This is a genomic window from Cryobacterium serini, from assembly GCF_004404025.1.
GTDB lineage: Bacteria > Actinomycetota > Actinomycetes > Actinomycetales > Microbacteriaceae > Cryobacterium > Cryobacterium serini.
The window spans coordinates 286,988-309,829 of record NZ_SOHN01000003.1 but is presented as its reverse complement, the minus strand read 5'-3'; the positions used below and the strand labels follow the sequence as shown (position 1 = coordinate 309,829).

Here is a 22,842-nt window from a genome sequence, read left to right as displayed (position 1 = left end):
GAATCTTTCGATTTAGCGTAGCGTGCGCGCTTCGAAGGCGTTAGAGCCGCGCATACCCCCGTTTGGGGCGAGGAGTCTCCCGCCCTTTGCGGAGCTCGAGCGGGGGAGCGGCATCCGCTTGCGTCGGATGCAAGGCGAGAAGAAGCAGGCATCCGAGCAGTAGGTGCATCGGGCGCAGGGCGTCGATCGCGTTGAAGCCGGCGATGCATACCGTGTACGCCACCAGGGCGGTTGCCGCTCCGACTGCCCGGCGGGAGAGCGCATGAGCGACGGCCGAACCGATCAGGAGCAGGAACAACGCCACCCCGGGCAGCCCGATGCTGATGAGCAGTTGCAGCAGCGAGTTCTCGATGGTCACGTCGTCGAACAGGCGCCCGGTGATGCCAGAGGTGCCCGGGCCCGACCCGATCCAACCGGTGAAGTTTGCGGCCTGTATCGATACCCAGACACCGAGGTCACGTGCCTGCGAAGACAGTTCGGCTTCGATCGAGTTGTTGCGGGCTGTGAAAGCGTCGAACTGGAACAGCCCGACCACTGCGACGACCATCAGCACCGCGAGCAACGCGAACTTGCCCCACCGTTTGTCGCCGCGAAGTACGAGCGACACCGCGTAAGCGAAGGCGATGGCGATGGCCGCAGAGAGGATGGCGCCGCGCGAAACGGTGGCGACGAGCCCGAGACCGCTGAGCACGGCGGCGGCGAGGGCAGGTTTCGAACTTTCCCGCAGCCACACGCCGATGGCGAGCGCGCAGGCCACGGCGAAGAACAAGCCGGCGAAGAGCGGATGCCCGAACGATGCGGTCGCGCGATACACCGACCAGTGCTGGCTGTCGCTGAGGCCGAGCACACTGAACAGGGTGCCCCAGACCGGATTGGCGCGCAGCGCGCCCTCGATCAGCGCGTATGCGCCGAGGGTGGCTCCGAGCACGAGCCAGACCCGTCGAATCCAGTACGCCTCCCGGCTGGCGGTGACAATGGCGAGCGGAAGCAGCACCCCGGCGCTGAAGCTGATGATCCAGCCAAGGCTTGCCTGCAGGTCGGTGCTGCGCACGAGCGAGAACAGCGACCAGGCCAAAAACAGCAGGGCGAAGTAGCGGGTGGCTGACCGGAAGGGGGCTGGCGTAGCGTCGGGCTGCCGGTCGCCGGAGCCATTGAGCAGTCGACGCACGGCCCAGATGACGATGATCATGGTCGTCAGCGGCAGGGCGCCGATCGGGCCGTCCTGCGGCAGAATACGGGCCGGAATGAGCGCAAAAGTTGCCAGCGCAATGGCTGGCAGGATGTGCGTTGGCACCAGGAGCAGCGTCACGACGGCGACGAAAGCCAGCAGGGCCAGCGGAAGCACGATGATGCCAAGCTCAGTGACGAAGCGTGGCAGCACCAGGCTGGCCACGATCACGAACAGCGCAGCAAGCGCGACGAGAATTATCGGCGTGCGGCGCAGGCGCAGCATGGTGGAATCGAACATCGGCCGCCTTCGGGGGAGGTCGTGCAGTCAATAGTGGTCGCGCAGTGGGTGAACGAGATCTGGCCGTAGCCTGATTTATGATCAGGCGCAACGATAACACGTGAATTTTCCTCAGCGCCAGCACGATCGCTCGAAAACCGATACTTTGAGCGGGTCACTGAACGTCTGCACCACCAAGAAAGTGGAGTTTCCGGTGAAATTTTCCCGCCTGACCTACAGATTTCAACGAAGCACCCGGGGCCGGGTTTACGCCCTGCGTGCCCTGGGCGTGCAGATCGGTGCCGGATGCCGCATCCTCTCCGACATCATCACGACGGAACCGTGGCTCATCTCGGTCGGTGACCGCGTGACCATCAGCTCCGGCGTGACGTTCATCACCCATGACGGATCCGGCTGGCTCTACCGGGATGAGCGCGGCCGCCGCTACCGGTTTGCGCCGATTCAGGTTGGCTCCGATGTCTTCATCGGCGCCGGCGTCACCGTGCTGCCGGGCGTTCGAATCGGCGACCGGTGCGTGGTTGGAGCTGGGTCGGTGGTCACCGCATCGGTACCGGACGGCACCATCGTGGCCGGCGTTCCGGCCCGGCCGATCAAGGACTGGCCCGGGTTCCACGCGGGGCTTGCCACGTGGCCGGCCGAGACGGATATGGTCGGCCAGACGTACCGCCAGCGGGTCGACTCGATCGCCGAGGGGTTTCAGGTCAACAAGCCGGCCTAATCCAGGCCTTGACGAAACCGGCGCTCTGGTAAACGAACTGGTAAGCCCACTTCAGCGGATCCATCGGCTGCCGGGCGCCGACCACAGCGAGGGAACCGGTGTAGCACCGGCTGACCTGCATCCGGGCACGGCTCACGTGGTAGCTCGAGGTGACCACAATCACCCGATTCCACCCCTGGGCGGTCGCGAACGCGGCGATCGCTTCGGCTTCACCGCGGGTCGTCGTTGGGAGCGCGTCGAAGCATTGCACCTGGATCGTCGTGCCAGGTACTGGAACGGCGCGCGCACACAAATTTGCCGGGCGAGTGTCACCGCCGAACGCGTCTGAAATGAAAATCTTCTCGCTGTACCCGGTTTCGGCAAGGTCCACGGCCTTCGCAACCACGGCAGCGCTGCCGAGTCCTCCGAGAACAACGATGGCGTCGGCCGGGCCTGCTGGGTCCTCGCGGGGAAACATGACGGTTCGAGTGGTGACGGCTGCAAGTCCCATGATCAGTAGCACCAGGCCGGTGAGCACGACCAGCGCGCGCTGTCGCCGGCGAGCTCGTCTTAATCGCTGCGTGGCAGCATCCGCTCTGGGGATTCTGCCGACTCAGCCGAAACGGATGCCGCAGCTTGTGCCGTTACGTCTCTGGCGGAAGCGCGACCGGAGAACCAGGCCGGCACGGCGAAACCATAGCGGAGCACCGGCAGGTCGCGCACGAGGCGCCACAACAGCAGGGAGGCGGCGACCGCGCCACCCGCGACGATCAGGGGGAGCGCCGGGCCGAGGCGGTCGAGCCAGGTCTGGCCGCGGGCGAGCAAAAGCAGGCTGGTCAGGGCGGAGACGAACAAAACGTGCACGACGTAGATTGGCAGCGTGTTGCGGCCCACATAGATCAGCCAGGTGAACGCCCGAAAGCCCACCAAAAACCGGGCCACGAGGAGGCCGGCGCCGAGGGCCAGCAGGCTCACCACGACGAGAGTACCCGTGATGAACGGTACCCGAGCGTCGACGGTGAGAATCACGCCGGCCAGCACCAGGAACCCCGCGCCGAAACCGAGGCCGAGCCAGAGGGCGCCGAACCGGCTGGGCCGGTTGACGAAAGCCAGTATCCACCCGCGCAGGTAGCAGCCGAGCAAAAAGAACACGAAGTAGCGGCCGATGCCGTTCCAGGCGATGTTGCCGGTGTCGGCGCGCGCGAAGAACAACACCGACAGCGCGGCGGCAACAGCGATCTGCACCCGCCAGTCGACGCGATTTCGCATGAGCTTTGAGGCAATGAAGAACAGGGTGAGGGCGTAAAGAAACCAGAGGCCGTTGCTGGGCCGCAACGGGGCGAGCAGCAGATCGAGCGGGTTGGTCTCGTCGAAGCCCGCGGGGTTTGGCAGCAGGGAGAAATACCCAAAGCGGATGACTGTCCACAGCAGCAGAGCCCAGACCAGCAGGCTTAGCCGGGTTCGCCAAAGAGTGGGCCAGGTGCGTGTGATGATCGACGCGGCGAACAGTCCGGAGGCGAGAAAGAACAGCGGCATGCGAAACACGATGAAGACGAGATTGATCTTGTTCCACAGTTCGGGGGCCAGGCCTGAAAGAACCGTCCACTGCACCGCGTGCGCCAGGGCGACGAGCAAAATTGCAATACCCTTCGCGCCATCGACCCAGTCCACCCTGCTGCGATCGATGTCATTGCCCACTAGTACCTCTCTATCCGACCGACCACTGTGCGAAGGTTTTGATCATGTCGGTGTGGGCAAAACCCGGTGTCCCGTGGGCGAGCGTGTGGTACATCACTTGGGCATCGGCGGCGACCGGCTTGATCTTATTGATCAGGGCGAGGCCGTTCCTGCTCGGCACGACGACGTTATCGGGGTGGGCATCATCGGAGACAAGCACCTTGACCCGGCTATTGGTCCACGGGGTCGCACTGATGCGTGCGGGGTTGGTTCCCTTGATCAGGGTGAGGTCGTTGCCGTAGGCGTCTCCGACGTGTGCCTGGTTTTTGGTGTCGTAGGCGTAGAGCCACTCGTTGTCGTAGAGGCCGTTGACCATGTACAGGCCGCGAATGTACGGGATGAGCTTCTTGCCATAGGTGTAGCAGCCGAGCGATCCGCCAAAGGAGGTGGCGCGCAGAAAATTGCGGCGCACGGTGTACAGCGCGTTCAGGTAGGTCCACGCGTTCTTCTGCGCCGTCGTGGCGATGGAGTTGGTGTACTGGGTGCCACCGGCGTTGATGCAGATGGCAATGCTGTTCTGGTCGACAACGAGCTCGCCGGGGTACTTGAAGCCACCGTTGAGAGCGTTGTGTGAGCTGGAGGCTGCATGGTAGAACCAGACGGCACCCACAGCGGCCGCTGAGTTCATCGAGATCGTCTGCGGAATGAACAGGCGGGCACGATCACCGCCGATGTCCACTTCGATGTTGTCGTAGAGCTTTCTACCCTTCTGGGTGAGTACGTTGGAGAGGCGCGACACCTCTCCCGGTAGTTTCGGAGCGGTAGCAGCGAACGCGGCGGGTGCGCCGAGCGCACCGAAACCAAGTGTTGCTGCGCCAGCAGTTGACAAAGTGAGAAACCCTCGACGATCCATGCTGCCGAAGATAGCAGAGAGAATCGAAGCGGTCCAATCTCAAAGTCATTGAAGTTGGATTGGGCGGGCTGCGGGGCACGGCCCGAGGGTGATACGAAGCACGATCAGCGCCAGTACGGTGCCGACCACCGCCCCAAGGCTGTTGGCTACGACGTCGTTGACGGTCGCGAACCGCTCGGGCAGAAAAACGAGCTGGCCGAGCTCGATCATGGCGCTGATCAGGGCGCCGATCACCGGGCCGAGCCACCAGCGGCGCGCCCCGGCCAGGACCACGAGGAGCAGGCCGACCGGAATGAACAGCGCGATGTTAGCGGTGAACTCAATCGTGTCGTAGCCAACTTGATTTGGCATACCTTGCGCGTGTAACCAGGTTACGAAAGCCCCGATCGCCCCATGCACGTCGCGGTCGACGGGCGTTGGCCAGAATGCGATCAGAGCGAGGGCCACAAAATAGGCCAGCACAATCCACAGGGCGCCGCCACGCAGCAGGCTGTGTCGATGTCGTCGAATGGCGTTCATGACACCTCCTCGTTACTGATCAACTCTGCACTACTCGGCGGCTGCGGCCGGGCGGCTGTCCGCGACGCGTTTCGGCAGGGCAAAGACGAGCATGAGCGCGACAAGGGCAAACCCGGCGCTCACCGCCATCGCCATTGTGGCGCTGTGGGTGAAAGCGGTGGCGAGGGCATCCGCTCCCGGGCCGGTGACCGTGAGCGTGCCAAAGAATACGCTGCCGATTACGGCGATACCCACCGCGCTGCCGACGCGCTGCATCACGCCGATCACGCCGCTCGCGCCGCCGGCTTCAGAAGGGTCGACGGTCGCGACGATGAAGGACACGTTCGGGGCGATGAAGAAGCCACTACCGAGGCCCGCGATGAACAGGGGCGGCAGCAGGTGCCAATTTGTGAGGTCCCCCGGAGTGGTCAGGAGCATGACCAGCCAGATCCAGACCAGGCCGATCGTGACGAGGGCTACGCCGACGACGAGAACGGTGCGCCCCAGGCGCTTGGCCAGTCGGTCGCTCTGCGATGCGCCGAGAATCGTGCCGACAGCGAACGGAATGGAGACGATGCCGGAATCGAGCGCGCTGTGCCCAAGACCCGCCTGCCAGAGAATGGAGATGGTGAAGAAAATGCTGGTGAACGCTGCGAAGTAGACCAGCGCGAGAACGACTCCGCCGGTGAACGCCGGGTGCGCGAACAGGTGAGGGGGTACGAGCGGGCTACCGTCACGCCGTGCGACGGAGACTTCCCAGGCACCGAAGGCCACCACGAGCAGCACGCCGGCAGCGAGGGTAAGGAAGGTCCAGAGCGGCCAGCCTTGGTCCTGGCCCTCAATCAGTGGAACCAAAAGAGCGACCAGGCCGGCCGAGATGAGTGCGAGTCCAAACCAGTCGGTGCCCGTACGCGACACCGGTGTCGCTCGGGGGAGTGCGGCGCCACCGGGCAGGAGAAAGACAGTGGCGATCAGGGCGAGAACGCCGATCGGCAGGTTCACCCAAAAGACCAGGCGCCAGCCGTTCGAGGCGCCGAAGGCCTCGATGATCAGGCCGCCGACAATGGGGCCAAGCGCAGTGGAGACTCCGATGACCGAGCCCATGATCGCGTAGGCCTTGCCGCGGGCCATCGGTGGGAACATCAGCTGAATGACGGCGGTGACCGCCGGTACGAATACGCCGCCGGCCAGTCCCTGCACGACGCGGGCGACGATGAGTTGCAGGTCATTCTGCGCGAGCCCGCAGGCGAGGCTGGCGATGGTGAACAGGGCCAGGCCGGTGAAGTAGACCCATTTGTGCCCGTACCGATCGCCGACCCGCCCCGCCGGAATGAGCGCGAGGCCGAAGGCGAGGGCGTAACCGGAGATGATCCACGACAGCGTAGCCTCGCTGGCGTCGAGGCTCGTGCGGATGCTCGGCAATGCAACGTTCACGATGGCCGTGTCGAGCAGAGCCATGAACATACCGGCGAGAAGAACGATTAGCGCCTGCCATGCCCGGCGTGGAACGACGGACGTCGTTGGGGTGGCGGGCGTAGAAGTCATGCGGGAGATCCATTCGCGCCGGTCTCCCGGTGATCCTCGGCAGGAGTGACGCCGGTGCCGACAGGCGATGCTACAACAAATCCCCCACTCGAGTGGAGTGGGGGATTATGCGTTGTCCGCCGAATTTACTGCTGTCGGGGTAACAGGATTTGAACCTGCGACCTCGTCGTCCCGAACGACGCGCGCTACCAAGCTGCGCCATACCCCGATGGCCCGTGAGCCTCAATCAGTATAGGCGCTCACACCCTCCGACGACGAATTGAGTCGGTAGTTAGGCGGAGGTCAGGGTGAGCAGCGTCGCCTCGGGCGGGCAGGCGAAACGTACGGGCGCATAGATAGAGGTTCCAAGGCCGGCCGAGACGTTCAGGAATGCGGTTCTCAAGCCATGGTTCCAGAGGCTCAAGCCCTTGACCTGGCGGCGTGGAATATCGCAGTTGGTTACGAGGGCACCGAAACCCGGCACGCAGACCTGGCCGCCGTGAGTGTGGCCGGCCAGAATCAGTTGGGCGCCATGGTTCACAAAAGAGTTCAGCACCCGCTGGTAGGGCGCGTGCGCCACGCCCACCGTCAGTGTGGAGCGCGGGGCTGCGGCCTCTTCGGGGTCGGGCCAGACGTCGTCACCGAGCGGATCGTTGGCCCGTAGGTCGTCAATCGCCCGCGTGATCAGGTCGAGTCGGTCCCGCCCGATGTGCGGGTCGTCGACGCCGAAGAACTCCACGTGGGTGTCTTTCAGGTCGAGAGCCTCGGCTGCATTGTTGATGTCGGTCCAGCCGAGATCGGCGAACACCCGGCGCAGCGCATCGGTGTCGAGCTCTTCCCGGCGAATGGTGCGGCGGCTTGACGGCCCCCCGAAGTAAGTGAACGGGTTTTTCACCTGCGGTCCGACGTAGTCATTGGAGCCGTTGACGAACACACCGGGAATGCCGCGGAACGGTGCGAGGGCATACTCAATGCCGCTGACACCGTCTTCATGACCGAGGTTGTCGCCGGTATCGACGACAAGGTCGGGTTTCAGGGACGCGAGGCTGCGCACCCACTCCTGTTTGTTCTTCTGCCACGGAGCCATGTGCAGGTCGGACAGATGCAGCACCCGAATGGAGGTCGACCCCGGCGCGAGCACCGGAACGTTCATCTCACGCAGCGTGAAGCGGTTGCGCTCCACAAGCGCGCCCCAGGTGAAGGCGGCCAGGCCAACCGCGCCGGCTGCCGCGAGCGACGTGCCGACGAGTCGTCCGCCCTGTCCGAGCCGGCGAAGCGCGGTCACTCGTCCCGGCCGTTATTGGGGCCGGAGTTGGGCGCGGTCGTGGTCGGGGGAGTCGGCGGCGTGTACTTGCCGATAACGATGGTTACGGCGTCGCCGGGGCGGCCGGCCGTTCCCTCGCCGGGCTGGATGGCCATGACTTTGCCGTCCTGCGCCTTGTCCGCGGTTGGCTGTTCAGTCTTGGCCACGGTGAAACCGTAGGGAGCGCCGGAGAGGGTACTTCGGGCATCCGCTTCGGTCTTGCCGATCACCGAGGGGATCGTGACTCCTGTGCCGTCGCTCGAGCGTGCCGTGACGGTGGCGCCGCGAGTGGATGCCGACCCGCCGGCCGGATCGGTGCTGGCCACGGTTCCCGCTGGCAGCTCCGAACTGGTTACGCCGCCGTCGACGAAGAAGAACCCGGCCGCTTCAATAATCGTCTTGGCTTCGGCCATCGACTTGCCGCGCACGTCGGGCACCGGAACGGCGACCGCGTTGATCACGTTGGAGGATGCCTCGGGGAAGTCAGCTCCGCCGTACTTGGCGTTGGCGGCCGACATGATCTTGGGCCAGATGGTGTGGCGCACCTCTGAACCCCTCTTGCCGAACAGTTGGCCGCTGCGGGTGCGCTGATTCTTCCAGTTGTTGCCACCGACGTTGACCACGCCGACGACGGTGGCCACCTGGGTGGTGGCGCCGCTCATCCAGGTGTTCTGGGCGTCATCTGTCGTTCCGGTCTTACCGATCATCGGCAGCCGCGGTGAGGTCTTGCTGGCCGATGAGTAGCCTGTTCCGCTGCCCCCCATGACGGTCTGCATCGCGTACTGCATTCCGGCGGCCACTGCGGGCTCCACCGACTGGGTACAGTCGGACTTCGGGATCGGCAATTCGGTGCCGTCCGAACTGATCATCTTCGTGATGGCGACCGGGGTGCAGGTCATGCCATTATTGGCGATGCCGGCGAACGCGACGGCCATGCTGAGTGGGGCGACGGAGTTCGTGCCGAGGACCGTGCCTGCGTTCTGGCCGAGTTCACCACCGTCTGCCGCGTGCATGTCGAAGGCCTCAGCAGTTTTTCTGATTCCGCACAGGTCGAGCTTCTTGGCCATGCCGACGAAGCCGGTGTTGATCGATCGAGTGGTTGAGTGCAGTGCTGTTTCATTGGGGCCGCCCTCGCCGCCGTCGTTACCCGGGGCGAATCCTGCGCCATAATTCTGCGGTCCGAGGCAGCTGTCCTGGAACGTTCCCCAGTTCGCCTTGACTCGCGAGTCAACTCGTTCTGTGAGGGCGTGCCCTTCCTTCAGCCATTCGGCCAGCGTGAACACCTTGTAGGTAGAACCTGGCTGGAATCCGCCAGAGCCACCGTAGGCGAAGTCGGTGTTGTAGTTCAGGCTCGTGTAATTGGCGCCGGTTGCCTGCACTGTGGGGTCTTGGCTGTAGTCCTTGTTCTGAGTCATTACGAGAACGGCTCCGGTTCCGACCTTTACACTCGACACCACGCCGCCAACGTTCCAATCGTTGACGACCTTGGGGACGCTCGCGTTGAGCGCAGCGACGGCGGTGGCCTGAAGGTCGAGGTCGAGCGTCGTGTAGACGTCGAACCCGCCGCGGGTGAAGTTGTCGATGCGTTCCTCTGCGGTGGCACCGAAAGTCACGTCGTTCTTGAGAATCTTGGTCACATAGTCGCAGAAGAACGCGTTATCGCCGGCGGTCTGGCAGCCGGTGCTAGGAACGGTGATGACGGGCTCGATCGGTGTTGCAACGGCCGCATCATGGTCGACTTGGGTGATCTTGTCGTACTTGAGCATTTCGTTGAGAATATAGTCGCGCCGAGATTTGTTGTCGGCGTAGCCGTTGGCGGCGCCGTTAGTCTCGCTGGCGGGGCGGTCAAGCTGAAACTTGACCGGGTTGTTGACGATCGCCACCAGGCTCGCCGCCTGCGGCAGTGTCAGGTTGAGCGCGGTGGTGTTGAAGTAGTAACTTGCGGCGGCTTCAATGCCGTAGACCGTTCCGCCGTAGCCGGCGATGTTGAGGTAGCCGCGCAAGATGTCTGCTTTTTCGTACTTTTTCTCAATGCCGATGGCCAGGCGCATCTCGCGCAGCTTGCGGTCAGCGGTCGTCTTGGTGGCATCTTTGTAGCAGGCGTTGGCTTTCTCTTCGTCGGTCATCACCTCGCACTTTTGAATGAGCACGTTCTTGACGTATTGCTGAGTGATCGAGGATCCACCGCGGGTTTCACCGCCGGCCAGGGTCTGCACTGCCCCGTTGAAGCTGGACTGGATGTCTACGCCGCCGTGCTCCATGAAGCGTGGGTCTTCACCGGCGATGGCGGCATCCTTGGCGAACTGGCTGATCGCGTCGGAGGGGACATCGACCCGGTTCTGCTCGTAGAACGAGGCCAGAAGCACGCGGGTGCCCACCGGATCCTCGGCGTTCGTCGACGCGTAGATGTTGCTCTTCTGGGCGAGCCGATCGATGGACAGGTACTCGGGCAGGCTATCGAACACGTTGATGGTGTTCGTAGCGGCCATGCCGGACAGAGCAACGGCTGGGGCGACGGCGGCGGTCACGAGAATGCCGGCAACGGCGCTCATCCCGACGAAACCCAGGAAACCCCCCAGAGCCCCGCTCACGGTTCGATTTTTGGCAGACATACACTTGAGCGTAAGCGACAAATCTGAATGCCCGCCTCAATAGGAGTCACATGCCCGCCTGGGAATACCTCACAACGCCGTTGATGATCCACAACACGGCCGCCATCTTGAACAACTGGGGCTCTGACGGGTGGGAACTCGTGCAGGTCGTAACCGGCCCCGAGGGCGGCCTGGTCGCTTACCTCAAGCGCCCGCTCACCCCTAAGGAAGAGGCGTAATTATGTCCCACATTGAAGCACGCCTGGCCGAACTGGGCATTGAACTGCCGAGCGTCGTGCCGCCGGTCGCCGCGTACCTGCCCGCCGTTATCAGCAATGGTTTCGTCTACACCGCCGGCCAACTGCCCATGGTCTCTGGTGCACTACCCGCCACCGGCAAGGTCGGCGACGGTCACGGCCTCGTGCCGGCTGCCGACGCCCAGGAGTACGCCCGCACCTCCGCGCTCAACGGTCTCGCTGCCATCAAGAGCGTGATCGGGTCGCTCGACCGTATTACCCAGGTCGTTAAGGTGACGGGCTTCGTCGCCTCCGACCCTGCGTTCACCGGCCAGCCAATCGTCGTCAACGGTGCCTCCGACGTGCTCGTGGAGATCTTCGGCGACATCGGCCGTCACGCCCGTTCGGCCGTCGGCGTTGCGGTGCTGCCGCTCGACGCCCCGGTCGAGGTTGAGCTCATCGTGGCGTTCGCGTAGCTGACCCGCGCCTACGGGCGGCTTGCGAGCCCGGACATCCGCTGTGAAACGGATGCCCCGGCTCGCGTGCCATAGACCTGCGCCGGTCGCTCGACAAACCGCATCATCAGCTGGGCTACCACCAGGCTGAGCGGCACCGACACGAGGGCGCCCAGCCACCAGTGGGCGGGGCCGGCGAGCACTGCGAAGGCCACCACGATGGGAAAGTGCACGAGGTACAGGCTGAAGCTGACGGACCCGAGCCAGCCGAGTGTTCGCCGCGTCCGCGGCGCAAGGGCCAGGCCCCGCTCCGACGTCGAGGCGGGCCAGAAAGCCACCGTCGCGACGATCACAAACGCGCCGGCCACCCGCAGCGAGAGCGTGACGTCGCTCCACGCGCCGCTGGTCAGCGGGCGCAGCATCCAGTAAGCCACGAGCAGAAACGGGCCGAGCGCGGCCAGCGTCCACCCGAGCACCCGGCCGCTAGCGCTCTCGACCAGCCGGTCGCTGCAGCGTTGCAGTTCGTCATAGTTGGCAGCCAGAAGAGCGCCGAGAGCGAACGGCGGCAGATACATGAGCGATTGGGTCGTCGTAACGTAGCCGATGCCGGCGAGCGCGCACAGTATGACGACCCAGAGCAGAATGCGGCGAATGGGGACGCTGACCGGTTTGCGGGTGAACGCTGCGACGGCGACGAACACCGGAAGCAGCAGGGAGAACCACAATTCCCAGACCAAAGACCAGAGCGGCGGATTGATGTCGGGCCGCCGGGTTACGCCGATGATGCTGGCTTCGCGCAGCAGGTTGCCGAGGCCGAGGTCTGGCGTGTCCTGCCGGGCCAGCCAGAGCCCGCCCGCCGCGCCGACCGTGCGTGGCACCAAAACAATCCAGACGACAGCCAGGCCCACCGACACCACGACCGGTACCGCCAAACGGATCACGCGGCGCACGTAATAGGCGCTCCAGTCGTAGCGTGGCCCGGCCTCGCGGGCGGCCAGCGGGGAACGCACAAGCACGAAGCCGCTCAGCACAAAGAACACCAGCACGAACTCGGGCCCGGCGAGAAGAGCCTTCAGAGGGGACAGCGTGGCCCACCACCCGACGGAAAACAGCGTGACGCCGATACTCGAGTCGTAGGCGGCGGCGATCTCTGGAACCGTCATGGACACATGGTGCGCCAGAACGACGAGGGCGGCCATTCCGCGCAGTGCATCGAGTCGGCTCAGGCGACCGCGCACGGGTGCCGCTGCTTCGGTCATGCCCACACAGTAGGACCGCCTGCTGGTTTCAGGGCGGGAACGTGCATAACTCCTGCAATTTATGGGGGCCGCGCGAAACATCCGCGTGAAATCAGGGGCCAGATCTGTTGCGGCGTCGCAGTGCAGGAGTTATGGTGCCGGGGGACGAACGACGGCCGCCTTCCGAATGGAAGACGGCCGTCGTTGGTGGTGCAGGTAGTGAATGACTACTTTTTCATTTGCGCGGTGATGGTGTTCATCACCATGGTGTCGGCGAGGGTCGTCACATCGCCGACGTCACGTCCCTCGGCCGCGTCGCGCAGCAGGCGCCGCATGATCTTGCCCGAGCGGGTCTTCGGCAGCTCGTCGACGACGTAGATGTCACGCGGACGGGCAATCGCGCCGATCTGCTGGGCTACGTGGGCCCGCAGAATGCTGACGATGTCCTCGTGCGATGCGATCTCGGACTGGCTGAACTTGATCACGACGAACGCGACGACCGCCTGACCGGTGGTTTCGTCGGCGGCGCCGACCACGGCAGCTTCAGCCGTGAGCGAATGCGCCACGAGGGATGACTCGATCTCGGCGGTGGAGAGGCGGTGGCCCGACACGTTCATCACGTCGTCGACCCGGCCCAGCAACCAAATGTCACCGTCGTGGTCGAGCCGAGCGCCGTCCCCGGCGAAGTACAGCGGACCGTCCTTCGCGCCGATGGTGCCCTCGAACTTGTCCCAGTAGGTCTCCTTGAAGCGCTCCGGGTCGCCCCAGATCCCGCGAAGCATCGCCGGCCAGGGCTGGGTGACCACGAGCAGCCCGCCGTTTCCATGGCCAACGTGCACGCCGTCGTCGTCGAGTACGTCGATGGTGATTCCGGGCACCGGTACCTGCGCGGCGCCGGGCTTTGTCTCCGTGAGCCCCGCGAGGGCCGAAACCATGATCGATCCGGTCTCGGTCTGCCACCAGGTGTCCACGATCGGGGTCAGGCTGCTGCCGATGACCTCGCGGTACCACATCCACGCTTCGGGGTTGATGGGTTCGCCCACGGAGCCGAGCACGCGCAAGCTCGACAGGTCGAACTTTTGCGGAATCTGGCGTCCCAGCTTCATGAACGTACGGATGGCGGTCGGCGCTGTATACAGAATCGAGACCTTGTACTTCTCGATGATTTCCCACCAGCGACCGGTGTGCGGAGAATCGGGGGTGCCTTCGTAGAGCACCTGGGTTGCGCCGTTGGCTAGGGGGCCGTAGACCACGTAGCTGTGTCCGGTGATCCAGCCGACGTCGGCGGTGCACCAGTAGATATCCGTTTCAGGCTTGAGGTCGAACACGTTCTGGTGGGTGAACGCATTCTGGGTGAGGTAGCCGCCGCTGGTGTGCAGGATGCCCTTGGGTGCGCCGGTCGTACCCGATGTATACAGAATGAACAGCGGGTTCTCGGCCGGGAAGGCCTCCGCTTCGTGCTCGGGAGAGGCTGTTTTCATGGCGTCGGACCACCAGATGTCGCGGTCGTTCCACTGCACATCCTGGCCGGTGCGCTTGACCACGAGCACGTTCTTCACCGAAGAATCGTTGGTCTGCAGGGCGGCGTCGACGGCTGGTTTGAGGGCGCTGATCTTGCCCTTGCGGTAGCCGCCATCGGCCGTGATGACGAGCACGGCGTTGGCGTCATCAATGCGCGAGCGCAGGCTCTCGGCGCTGAACCCGCCGAAAATGACCGAGTGCACGGCGCCGATGCGGGCGATGGCGAGCATGGAGATGACGGCCTCTGGGATCATCGGCAGGTAGACGGCCACGCGGTCGCCGGCGGTGACGCCGAGCCCGAGCAGCACGTTGGCGGCCTTTTTGACCTCGGTAGTCAGTTCGGAGTAGGTGTAGCTGCGGGAATCACCGGGTTCGCCCTCGAAGTACAGCGCGACGCGGTCGCCGTTGCCGGCGAGAACGTGACGGTCGAGGCAGTTATATGCGACGTTGAGTTCGCCGTCTTCGAACCACTTCGCGAATGGCGGGTTCGTCCAGTCCAGAGTCTTAGTGAATGGCTTGTGCCAGTACAGCAAATTGCGGGCCTGATCAGCCCAAAACATGGCCGGGTCCTTCTGTGAGACTGCGTACAGGTCCTGTGTCGCTATCGTCTGTGCGGCGAACTCGGCAGTGGGCGCGAATCGACGCGATTCGTGCAGGAGGGTGTCAATTTTAACCGTCATATGTGTAATTCGCTCCTTTGCGGTACGTGCATGCAGGACATTGCCAGCTCAATTGAACCCTACCGGTACTGGGCCAATCTCTGTATACACAAACGAAAAACTGAGAAATGAACCCTCGGTTCGGGGTGATTTTGCACCCCCCGGCCGGGTGTCCTCACAAATGAGGACATTGGACTTGCAATCTGAGCACGTCTGCGTAAACTAAAACACGTCTGAACGAAAGTTTTGACCAGCATCGCGTACGGTTCCCCCCAATCTGCGCGACGCTAGGCGGCACCTGTTCCCCCCAATAGGTGCCGCCCCTTCTATTTAAGCGATTCACGGCTCGTGGTTGTGGATTCATGCTGGTGCGGCTCCTCCCCAGCGGACCTGACCAACAGGCTGTGCACGGATTGTGCCGGGGAAGCTGTCACTGGGCCGGCTCACCGTACCGTCGGGGCATGGGCCAGCCTTTCATCGCCGTTCCGTCCTACGCCGTGCCAGCTGCCGAGACGATTTCTGCCGCGCCGGCTGCTGCAGTGTCGTCCTTGGCACCCGTGGAAGATCCCTGGTCTGCGCGGTCGGACACTTCACGTTCATCAGTCGCACCACCGGCGAATTTAGCTCGGCATCGCACTGCAAAACCGGATGCCGCTGGCACTTTGCCGCCAGCCGACGCGGCAGCAGCAGTCTCGGCAGCAGTCTCGGCAGCGGTCGGCAGCGAGCGCGTGAACGTGCGCGCGCTGGGTCCACTGGCCAGCTATGCCTCAGCTCCGGACACCACGGACCTGTTTGTCAACGGGGAGTCCGGGCTCTGGATCGATGCCGGACATGGCCTCGCCTTCGTGCCGGCCTGGCACCTCGGTGAGGTCGAGGTTCGTGAGCTGGCTGTGCGCCTGATCGCCCTTGGTGGGCGACACATCGATGAGGCAAGCCCCTGCGTCGACGTACGGTTGGCCGATGGGATTCGGGTGCACGCCGTGCTTCCGCCGGTATCGAGCACGGGAACCCTGCTGTCAATTCGGCTGCCGCACGCTGCCGACCGGAGCCTCGGTGCACTCGCTGACGCCGGACTGTTTGGCACGGGGGAGGCATGCGCTGCCCGGCTGAATCGGCTGCGTGTTGCGGTGCACGGCCGCCAAAATCTGCTCATCACCGGTGCTGCGGGGAGTGGAAAAACTACGCTGCTGGCGGCCCTGTTGGGGGAAGCGCCAGCCGACGAGCGCATCGTCGCGATCGAAGACGTCGCGGAGCTGCGCATTCGGCATCCGCACGTGGTGGCCCTCGAGGCCAGGCAGGCCAATCTGGAGGGGGCGGGGCGCATCGGCCTGGAGGCGCTGCTGCGGGAAGCACTGCGCATGCGGCCGGATCGCCTCGTGCTCGGCGAGTGCCGGGGGTCGGAGATTCGGGAGCTGCTCGCCGCGCTCAACACCGGGCACGACGGGGGAGCGGGCACGCTGCACGCTAATTCGCTTGACGACGTGCCGGCTCGACTGGAGGCGCTTGGTTCACTCGCCGGGATGAGCGCTTCGGCCGTGGCGCGACAAACGGTAAGTGCTATCGGGCTGGTGCTGCACCTGGAACGCACCGACGGGGTTCGCAGGCTCGACGCGGTTGGCCGATTCACCCTCGATAGCCGTGACCGTCTCTCGATCGAAGCGATCTGATGCTCCAAGATCGATCAGTCACGATTCGCAGAACGTGCGACGATGCGTCGCGCTGACACGGTACCGCCGGTCGAAGAGGTCGCGGCGGTCACGCAACGGCTGGCCGTGCTGCTGTCGGCCGGTGTTTCCCCGGTCTCGGCCTGGGGCTACCTGTTGCCGGAGCACGGCGCGGCTGCGCCTCGGGCGCCTCGCGCCGACCAGCAGAATGCCGGCTTGTCTCCGGGGATGGGCGGACCGGAGAGGTCAGTTCGTGGGCGGGTCAGAAGCCGGCAGGGGGCCGTGCCAGCGACGGACGCGGAGGCGGCTCCGATCACCGCACCGATCAAGCCCCGGGCGGCCGATTCGAAGCACGCGGGCACGGCCACCGCGCCTATCCTGCGTGCTGCAGCGCGCGCCGCGGCTCGGGGCGACAGCGTGGCCGATGCGATCGCCGTCGAGGCGCGTCGGCAACCACCGGAGACTCCGCACGGGATCGTCGCCGCGCGGGCCTCCGCTGGACGGCCGTCTCGGCGACGCGACGACGCGGCGGGCCAAGCCGAGCGCGCCTGGCTCGGGCTCGCTGCGGCCTGGCAGGTGGCCACGCAGGCCGGTGCGCCGCTGGCCGGGTGCCTGCGTGAGCTCGCTGGGTCGCTGCGCGAACTCGCCCAGGTGCAGCGCGATCTGGAGGTGGCGCTCGCCGCGCCGCGGGCCACGGCACGACTGGTGATGGTGCTGCCCGTGATCGGAGTCGTGTTCGGCAGCCTGATGGGTTTCGATTCCCTGCATACCCTGTTTTTGACCGTGCCGGGGCTGGTCTGTCTCGGTGGCGGCGCTCTTCTGATGCTTGCCGCAGCAGGCTGGAACCGTGCGCTGGTGCGCCGGGCGGGCCCGACCGACCTGACACCAGGGCTGCGACTGGAACTTATGGCAATTGCCATGTCCGGTGGCGGGTCGATCGACCGTTCGCGGGCGTTGGTACACACGGCCGCCGAGCGATACGGCATTGCGCCCGGCGCTGATGGTGGCTCCGTTGACCGGATACTTGGCTTGTCGACGCGTGCGGGAGTTCCCGCGGCGGAGCTGCTGCGCAGCGAGGCGGAACAGCTGCGTCGCGATGCCCGAAGCGCTGGACAACGTCGGGCCGCAACTCTCTCGGTAACGCTCATGCTGCCGCTCGGCCTCTGCGTTCTGCCCGCGTTCATGCTGGTGGGCGTGGTGCCGTTGCTGCTCAGCGTGCTCTCCTCCACTCTGACGACGTTCTGAAACTCTCCACATATAAGCGCATGCCGCGGCGCGCGCTGGCGGATGGAAGCAGGATGAACGTGCTCGTGCCGCCCAACCCGCGTCGATGGACGCCGAAGGAGACGAGTCTGTGTATACAAAGAACACCCTGAAAACCCTGGCCGACGAAGCCGGAGCCGCGACAGCGGAATACGTTGTCGCCACGATGGCCGCGGTCGGGTTTGCCGGGCTGCTCATCGTCATTCTGCGCAGTGATGAAGTGCGGGGAATGCTCACCGATCTGGTGCGACGTGCCCTCAGCATCGGGTAGCGCAAACAACAGGGGCAGCACAACCGCTGAATTCGCCACGGCGCTGCCGGCGGTCGTGCTCGTTCTGGCCTGCTGCCTCGGTGCAGTGCAGGTGGTCGGCGTGCAAGTACGGCTGACGGATGCCGCTGCCAGCGCCGCTCGTGCGCTCGCCCGTGGCGACACCGAGGCGCGCGCCGCCGGCCTCGTCCTTCAAAGCGTGCCGGGGGCCAGCCTGGTTTCGGAACGTCGCGGCGATTTCGTCTGTGCTCGAGTTGCCACGCACAGCCTGCCGGGGATCTTTGCCGGGCTGAACCTCGAAGCACACTCATGTGCCCTGGCCGGCGGTCAATGAGCGCATGCGGCGACACGGCGAATGTGCCCGACGTCGCCGGCGAAAGCTCCCAGCGGGGAGCGGGGTCGATCCTCGCCCTCGCGCTGCTCGCTGCCACAGTGTTACTGACGACGCTCGTCGTATCGGTCCTCGCCCTGCTCGCGGCTGGCCGGTCCGTCGCGAACGCGGCCGACGCGGCCGCGCTCGCCGCCGCGGACACAGCCTCCGGCGCGATCGCAGGTTACCCGTGCGAGGCTGCGCGGGCTGTGGCCTCGCTGAATGAAACTGCCCTCACGCGCTGCTCGGTAACGGGGCTGATCGCATCCGTTTCGGTGGGGCTGCGGGTGCAGGGCATAGATATTTTCGCGAATGCCCGGGCCGGGCCGCCGCCCTGATGTACTCCCGCTCAAAGCCGGGCCGGGCGAATCAGGAGAGGAGCACCTCAAGATAGTGGTATTCGACCGCGCTCGGCCGGCCGGGGGAATCGGAACCCTCGAACTCCAGGCCGGCGCCGCGGGCGTAAAGATAGCGCTTGCCGGACTCGGCCGGGATCTCGATGCGCGGCTGCGGATCACCCGAGTCGAGAAAGGTCGTTGTGATTGTTTTGCCCTGAAGGGGCCCATCCGTCAACTTCGCGGTGTATGTGGCCGTCATTGTACCCATGGGACTATTCTGCACTTGGGCGGGCAAACGGCAAGGGTTCGGGATTGTTGGGCGTCTCGCTCAGAGCGAACTGGGCGGTGGCTGGGAGCGCCGTGTGCGTGAGCGTGACGCGCCGAGACGTGCCCGTCGATTAGGCGGGCACTCCATTCCGGTGTGTATGGTGTGCCTTGGCCCATTTTTGGTCACTACGTATAAAGAGGAGTCTGGTGCCAGGCACTAAGAAGCTGGTCATTGTTGAATCACCGACCAAGATGAAGTCGATCGCCGCGTATCTCGGCGACGGCTACGAGGTATTGTCCTCGGTCGGTCACATTCGCGATCTGATCGAGCCGAAAAACCTGCCGCCTGAGCTCAAGAAAGGCGCCCTCGGCCGATTCTCGGTCGATGTGGAGAACGGCTTTGAACCGTACTACGTAGTCTCCGACGCCAAGAAGAAGACCGTCAGTGAGCTCAAGCGGGCCCTCAAGAATGCGAACGAACTCTTGCTCGCAACTGATGAGGACCGCGAGGGCGAGGCCATCGCCTGGCACCTGCTGCAGGTGCTGCAGCCCAAGGTTCCGGTCAAGCGCATGGTGTTTCACGAGATCACCAAAGACGCCATCCTCGCCGCCAAGGACAACACCCGCGACCTCGACACGGCCCTCGTCGACGCGCAGGAGACCCGCCGTATCCTCGACCGCATCTACGGCTACGAGATTTCCCCGGTGCTGTGGCGCAAGGTCGGCCCCGGCCTGTCCGCCGGTCGCGTGCAGAGCGCCGCGACCCGCCTCGTCGTCGACCGGGAGAAGGAGCGCCTCGCGTTCGTCTCCGCCGGGTACTGGGATCTGCTCGCGCGACTTGCGGCATCCGCTTCGCAGGCTGATCAGGCGTTCGATGCCAAGCTCGTGCGCCTGAACGGTGAGCGCATTGCCACCGGTGGCGACTTCGACGATTCCGGTGCGCTCAAGCCCAGCGTGAAGGCCGTCACCCTCGACGCCTCCGCTGCGCAGGCCCTGACCATCGCTCTGAAGAGTCCCGGTGTGAAGCTCGAGGTGACCAAGGTCACCTCCAAGCCGTATCGTCGCAGCCCCGCCGCACCGTTCACGACCTCGACCCTGCAGCAGGAAGCGGCGCGCAAGCTGCGCTTCACCGCCCGGCAGACCATGAGTGTGGCCCAGTCGCTGTACGAAAATGGGTACATCACCTACATGCGTACCGACTCGCCATCGCTCGGACAGCAGGCCCTCACCGCCGCACGCACCCAGGCCGCTGCCCTGTACGGCGCCGAGACGGTTCCGGACGCCCCGCGCGCCTACAAGGGTAAGAGCAAGAACGCACAGGAAGCGCACGAGGCCATTCGCCCCTCCGGCGACACTTTCCGCACCCCGGCGTCGCTCGCGTCGAGCCTGCGTGGCAACGACTTCAGGCTGTACGAGCTGATCTGGAAGCGCACCGTCGCCTCGCAGATGAAGGACGCCACCGGCTCGACGGCCTCTGTGACAATCGCGGCCGGCCCGACGGGCACATCGGAGCATGCTTCGGCGTCGGGCGCGCTCGCCGAGTTCTCGGCCAGCGGAACCGTCATCACCTTCCGTGGTTTCATGCTCGCCTACGAGGAGTCGAAGGACGAGGAGCGCAACGCGGAGGCCGTTGCGACCGAGTCCAAGCTGCCGCCGCTCGAAGAGGGCCAGAAGCTGGTTCTGCAGGACCTCGAGGCCAAGGGGCACGAGACGACCCCGGCCGCCCGCTACACCGAGGCCAGCCTGGTGAAGAAGCTCGAAGAGCTTGGCATCGGCCGCCCGTCGACGTTCGCCTCGATCATCTCGACCATCACCGAGCGCGGCTATGTCACGCCGCGCGGCCAGTCACTCGTTCCCAACTGGATCGCGTTCTCGGTCGTGCGCCTGCTCGAAGAATTCTTCGGCGACCTGGTCGAATACGACTTCACCGCCGAGATGGAGGACGACCTCGACCGCATCGCCGGCGGCGAAGCCAACCGCCTCGACTGGCTCAACAGCTTCTACTTCGGCAGCGACAAGCACCGGGGCCTTCGTCAGGTCATCGACAACCTCGGCGAAATCGACCCGCGCGTGATCAACTCGGTCGCCATCAGCGACAACATCACCCTGCGTATCGGCAAGTACGGTCCCTACCTCGAGGTCATCGACCCCGACGCTGCAGCGGATGCCCCGCCCCGCCGCGTAAACATCCCGCCGGAACTCGCGCCCGACGAACTGACCGCCACCAAAGCACGCGAGCTCATCGACGCTCCCGTCGTCACGGACCGGGTCATCGGACTCAACCCGGAGAACGGTAAGGAGATCGTTGCCAAGGACGGCCGGTTCGGACCGTACGTCACCGAGCTCGCGCCGGCTCCGGCCGAGCCCGACGTTCCGGCCGTTGTCGCCGTACCCGTCGAAGCCGTCGACCCCGCCACCGGCGAGGTCACCGTCGCGAAGCCGAAGCGCAAGCCGGCCGCGAAAAAGGTGGCCTTAGCTGACAAGCCGCGTACAGCATCCATTTTCAAATCTATGGACCTGGCCACCGTCGACCTCGAAACGGCGCTGCGCTTGCTTGCCTTGCCGCGCACGGTCGGGCTCGACCCGGAGACCGGCACCGAGATTCTGGCGCAGAACGGCAAGTTCGGGCCGTATCTGAAGAAGGGCATCGATACCCGGTCGCTCACGAGCGAAGACCAGATCTTCGACATCGACCTTCCGGGCGCGATCGAGCTCTACGCGCAGCCGAAGTACGGTGCGCGCCGGGCGTCGAGTGCCCTGAAGGAATTCGAAGCACCCGACCCTGAAAGTGGCAAGGCGATCAAGATCAAGGACGGCCGGTTTGGCGCCTACGTGACCGACGGGGTCACCAACGCGACCATTCCCAAGTCGGAGGACATCGAGGAAATCGACTTCGACCGTGCAGTGCAGCTGCTCGCGGACAAGCGGGCCAAGGGGCCGGCCGCGCCGCGCAAGAAGGCACCGGCCAAGAAGGCCGCCGTCAAGAAGCCAGCGGTGAAGAAGGTGCCGACTGCAGCAGCGAAGGCGGCCACTGCAAAGAAGGCCGCCGCGACCCGGGCCGCGAACGCGGCAGCCAAGGCGGCGTTGGCGGGCACGCCCACGGTCAAGAAGCCGGCGGTCAACAAGCCGGCCGTCAAGAAGGCGGCCGTCAAGAAGCCGGCGGTCAAGAAGCCGGCCGTGAAGAAAGCGGCCAGTTCGGCTGCTGAATCCGCTGCCACGACCACGATCGCGCCGAAGGCGTCGTGACCGGTCTGTTCATCACCCTTGAGGGCGGCGACGGCTCTGGCAAGACCACGCAGGCGCAGCTGTTGACCGACTGGCTCGAAGAGCGGGGGCGCACTGTCGTGCGCACCCGCGAGCCCGGGGGAACAGATGTCGGCGTGGAGATTCGGCAGATCGTGCTGCACCATCGCGGGGAGGTCGACCCGCGCGCGGAGGCGCTGCTCTACGCCGCCGACCGCGCCCAGCACGTGGGCACCAAGCTGCGGCCGGCGCTCGCCCGCGGTGACGTGATCGTGCAGGACCGCTACCTGGACTCCTCTGTCGCCTATCAGGGGGCCGGGCGGGTGCTCGGTGCCACCGAGGTGCGTGACCTGTCGCTCTGGGCAGCCGAAGGTCTGCTTCCCGACCTGACCGTGCTGCTCGACCTCGACTCGCGCGTAGCCCGGGCCCGGCTCGATGCTGACGACAAAGTCTTCGACCGGCTCGAGGCCGAGAAGAACGACTTTCATACCCGGGTGCGCGCTGCGTTCCTCGAATTGGCTGCCGCCGAACCCGACCGGTTCTTGGTATTGGATGCCGCAGCGCCGGCAGCCGACATCGCCGCCAGCATCAGAGCTCGGGTAGCGCCCCTCCTCTAATGTCCAAGGCCCGGATCGTTGACGTGCGTCAC

21 protein-coding genes and 1 tRNA gene are annotated in these 22,842 nt (G+C 65.0%); 10 read left to right on the top strand and 12 right to left on the bottom strand.

The window, feature by feature from the left end; all coding sequences use genetic code 11:
* Positions 1 to 40 precede the first annotated feature (40 nt).
* Positions 41 to 1,468: a hypothetical protein gene (locus E3T51_RS01530; RefSeq protein WP_134526576.1), complete on the bottom strand. Its 1,428-nt coding sequence runs from the start codon at positions 1,466 to 1,468 to the stop codon at positions 41 to 43.
* Between the two features lie 193 nt (positions 1,469 to 1,661).
* Here E3T51_RS01530 and E3T51_RS17370 point away from each other — a divergent pair, with 193 nt between their 5' ends.
* Positions 1,662 to 2,186 (top strand): acyltransferase, encoded by a 525-nt coding sequence (locus E3T51_RS17370; RefSeq protein WP_277613338.1) that lies wholly within the window; start codon positions 1,662 to 1,664, stop codon positions 2,184 to 2,186.
* Here the strand turns inward: E3T51_RS17370 and E3T51_RS01520 are convergent.
* The 8 genes from E3T51_RS01520 to E3T51_RS01485 all read right to left on the bottom strand — a co-directional run bounded on the left by E3T51_RS01520 (position 2,170) and on the right by E3T51_RS01485 (position 10,671).
* The gene (locus E3T51_RS01520; RefSeq protein ID WP_134526570.1) at positions 2,170 to 2,676 is read right to left on the bottom strand and encodes a YdcF family protein; all 507 of its coding nucleotides are present in this window, start codon (positions 2,674 to 2,676) and stop codon (positions 2,170 to 2,172) included. The two genes, E3T51_RS17370 and E3T51_RS01520, sit on opposite strands and share 17 nt — an antisense overlap.
* Positions 2,677 to 2,735: 59 nt before the next feature.
* Complete coding sequence (locus E3T51_RS01515) at positions 2,736 to 3,863, bottom strand: acyltransferase family protein (protein ID WP_134526567.1); 1,128 nt, start codon at positions 3,861 to 3,863, stop codon at positions 2,736 to 2,738.
* 10 nt (positions 3,864 to 3,873) lie between these two features.
* Positions 3,874 to 4,731, bottom strand: coding sequence for a hypothetical protein (locus tag E3T51_RS01510; protein ID WP_134526565.1), 858 nt, complete (start codon positions 4,729 to 4,731; stop codon positions 3,874 to 3,876).
* A 69-nt stretch (positions 4,732 to 4,800) separates the two neighbouring features.
* On the bottom strand, positions 4,801 to 5,274 hold the full coding sequence (locus tag E3T51_RS01505; RefSeq protein WP_134526562.1) for a VanZ family protein: 474 nt from the start codon (positions 5,272 to 5,274) through the stop codon (positions 4,801 to 4,803).
* 30 nt (positions 5,275 to 5,304) lie between these two features.
* Positions 5,305 to 6,798 carry an MFS transporter gene (locus E3T51_RS01500; RefSeq protein WP_134526559.1) on the bottom strand — a complete coding sequence of 498 codons (1,494 nt, stop codon included), beginning with the start codon at positions 6,796 to 6,798 and terminating at the stop codon, positions 5,305 to 5,307.
* A 134-nt stretch (positions 6,799 to 6,932) separates the two neighbouring features.
* Positions 6,933 to 7,006 (bottom strand) — tRNA-Pro (locus E3T51_RS01495).
* A gap of 63 nt (positions 7,007 to 7,069) precedes the next feature.
* Positions 7,070 to 8,062 (bottom strand): metallophosphoesterase, encoded by a 993-nt coding sequence (locus tag E3T51_RS01490; protein WP_420898395.1) that lies wholly within the window; start codon positions 8,060 to 8,062, stop codon positions 7,070 to 7,072.
* Positions 8,059 to 10,671 (bottom strand): transglycosylase domain-containing protein, encoded by a 2,613-nt coding sequence (locus tag E3T51_RS01485; protein ID WP_241989105.1) that lies wholly within the window; start codon positions 10,669 to 10,671, stop codon positions 8,059 to 8,061. Before E3T51_RS01485 ends, E3T51_RS01490 begins: the two co-directional genes overlap by 4 nt.
* 71 nt (positions 10,672 to 10,742) lie before the next feature.
* On the opposite strand from E3T51_RS01485, the gene E3T51_RS16640 reads away from it, so the two are divergent.
* Both E3T51_RS16640 and E3T51_RS01480 read left to right on the top strand, forming a co-directional pair.
* A complete protein-coding gene (locus E3T51_RS16640; protein ID WP_166806342.1) occupies positions 10,743 to 10,910 on the top strand; it encodes a Sp36 family protein in 168 nt (55 codons plus the stop codon).
* A gap of 2 nt (positions 10,911 to 10,912) precedes the next feature.
* Positions 10,913 to 11,383 (top strand): RidA family protein, encoded by a 471-nt coding sequence (locus E3T51_RS01480; protein WP_104193261.1) that lies wholly within the window; start codon positions 10,913 to 10,915, stop codon positions 11,381 to 11,383.
* Between the two features lie 11 nt (positions 11,384 to 11,394).
* Here E3T51_RS01480 and E3T51_RS01475 read toward each other — a convergent pair whose 3' ends face one another.
* Both E3T51_RS01475 and acs read right to left on the bottom strand, forming a co-directional pair.
* Positions 11,395 to 12,621, bottom strand: coding sequence for an acyltransferase family protein (locus E3T51_RS01475; protein ID WP_166806341.1), 1,227 nt, complete (start codon positions 12,619 to 12,621; stop codon positions 11,395 to 11,397).
* 206 nt (positions 12,622 to 12,827) lie between these two features.
* Positions 12,828 to 14,801: an acetate--CoA ligase gene (gene acs / locus E3T51_RS01470; protein WP_134526551.1), complete on the bottom strand. Its 1,974-nt coding sequence runs from the start codon at positions 14,799 to 14,801 to the stop codon at positions 12,828 to 12,830.
* A gap of 440 nt (positions 14,802 to 15,241) precedes the next feature.
* Between acs and E3T51_RS01465 the strand changes: the two genes are divergently transcribed.
* The 5 genes from E3T51_RS01465 to E3T51_RS01445 all read left to right on the top strand — a co-directional run bounded on the left by E3T51_RS01465 (position 15,242) and on the right by E3T51_RS01445 (position 18,683).
* On the top strand, positions 15,242 to 16,447 hold the full coding sequence (locus E3T51_RS01465) for a TadA family conjugal transfer-associated ATPase (RefSeq protein ID WP_134526548.1): 1,206 nt from the start codon (positions 15,242 to 15,244) through the stop codon (positions 16,445 to 16,447).
* Between the two features lie 42 nt (positions 16,448 to 16,489).
* Positions 16,490 to 17,689 carry a type II secretion system F family protein gene (locus tag E3T51_RS01460; protein ID WP_134526545.1) on the top strand — a complete coding sequence of 400 codons (1,200 nt, stop codon included), beginning with the start codon at positions 16,490 to 16,492 and terminating at the stop codon, positions 17,687 to 17,689.
* Positions 17,690 to 17,774: 85 nt separating this feature from the next.
* Positions 17,775 to 17,978: a DUF4244 domain-containing protein gene (locus E3T51_RS01455; protein ID WP_134526542.1), complete on the top strand. Its 204-nt coding sequence runs from the start codon at positions 17,775 to 17,777 to the stop codon at positions 17,976 to 17,978.
* Entirely contained in the window at positions 17,959 to 18,309 is a 351-nt protein-coding gene (locus E3T51_RS01450; protein ID WP_241989104.1) for a TadE family type IV pilus minor pilin, read from the top strand. Before E3T51_RS01455 ends, E3T51_RS01450 begins: the two co-directional genes overlap by 20 nt.
* Positions 18,306 to 18,683, top strand: a complete 378-nt coding sequence (locus E3T51_RS01445; protein WP_166806340.1) for an Rv3654c family TadE-like protein — start codon at positions 18,306 to 18,308, stop codon at positions 18,681 to 18,683. Before E3T51_RS01450 ends, E3T51_RS01445 begins: the two co-directional genes overlap by 4 nt.
* Before the next feature lie 31 nt (positions 18,684 to 18,714).
* Here E3T51_RS01445 and E3T51_RS01440 read toward each other — a convergent pair whose 3' ends face one another.
* Positions 18,715 to 18,951, bottom strand: coding sequence for a hypothetical protein (locus E3T51_RS01440; RefSeq protein ID WP_104193254.1), 237 nt, complete (start codon positions 18,949 to 18,951; stop codon positions 18,715 to 18,717).
* Between the two features lie 206 nt (positions 18,952 to 19,157).
* Between E3T51_RS01440 and topA the strand changes: the two genes are divergently transcribed.
* Together topA and tmk are read left to right on the top strand one after the other, a co-directional pair.
* A complete protein-coding gene (gene topA / locus E3T51_RS01435) occupies positions 19,158 to 22,196 on the top strand; it encodes a type I DNA topoisomerase (RefSeq protein ID WP_134526536.1) in 3,039 nt (1,012 codons plus the stop codon).
* Positions 22,193 to 22,810, top strand: coding sequence for a dTMP kinase (tmk, locus tag E3T51_RS01430; protein WP_241989103.1), 618 nt, complete (start codon positions 22,193 to 22,195; stop codon positions 22,808 to 22,810). Before topA ends, tmk begins: the two co-directional genes overlap by 4 nt.
* Positions 22,811 to 22,842 lie beyond the last annotated feature (32 nt).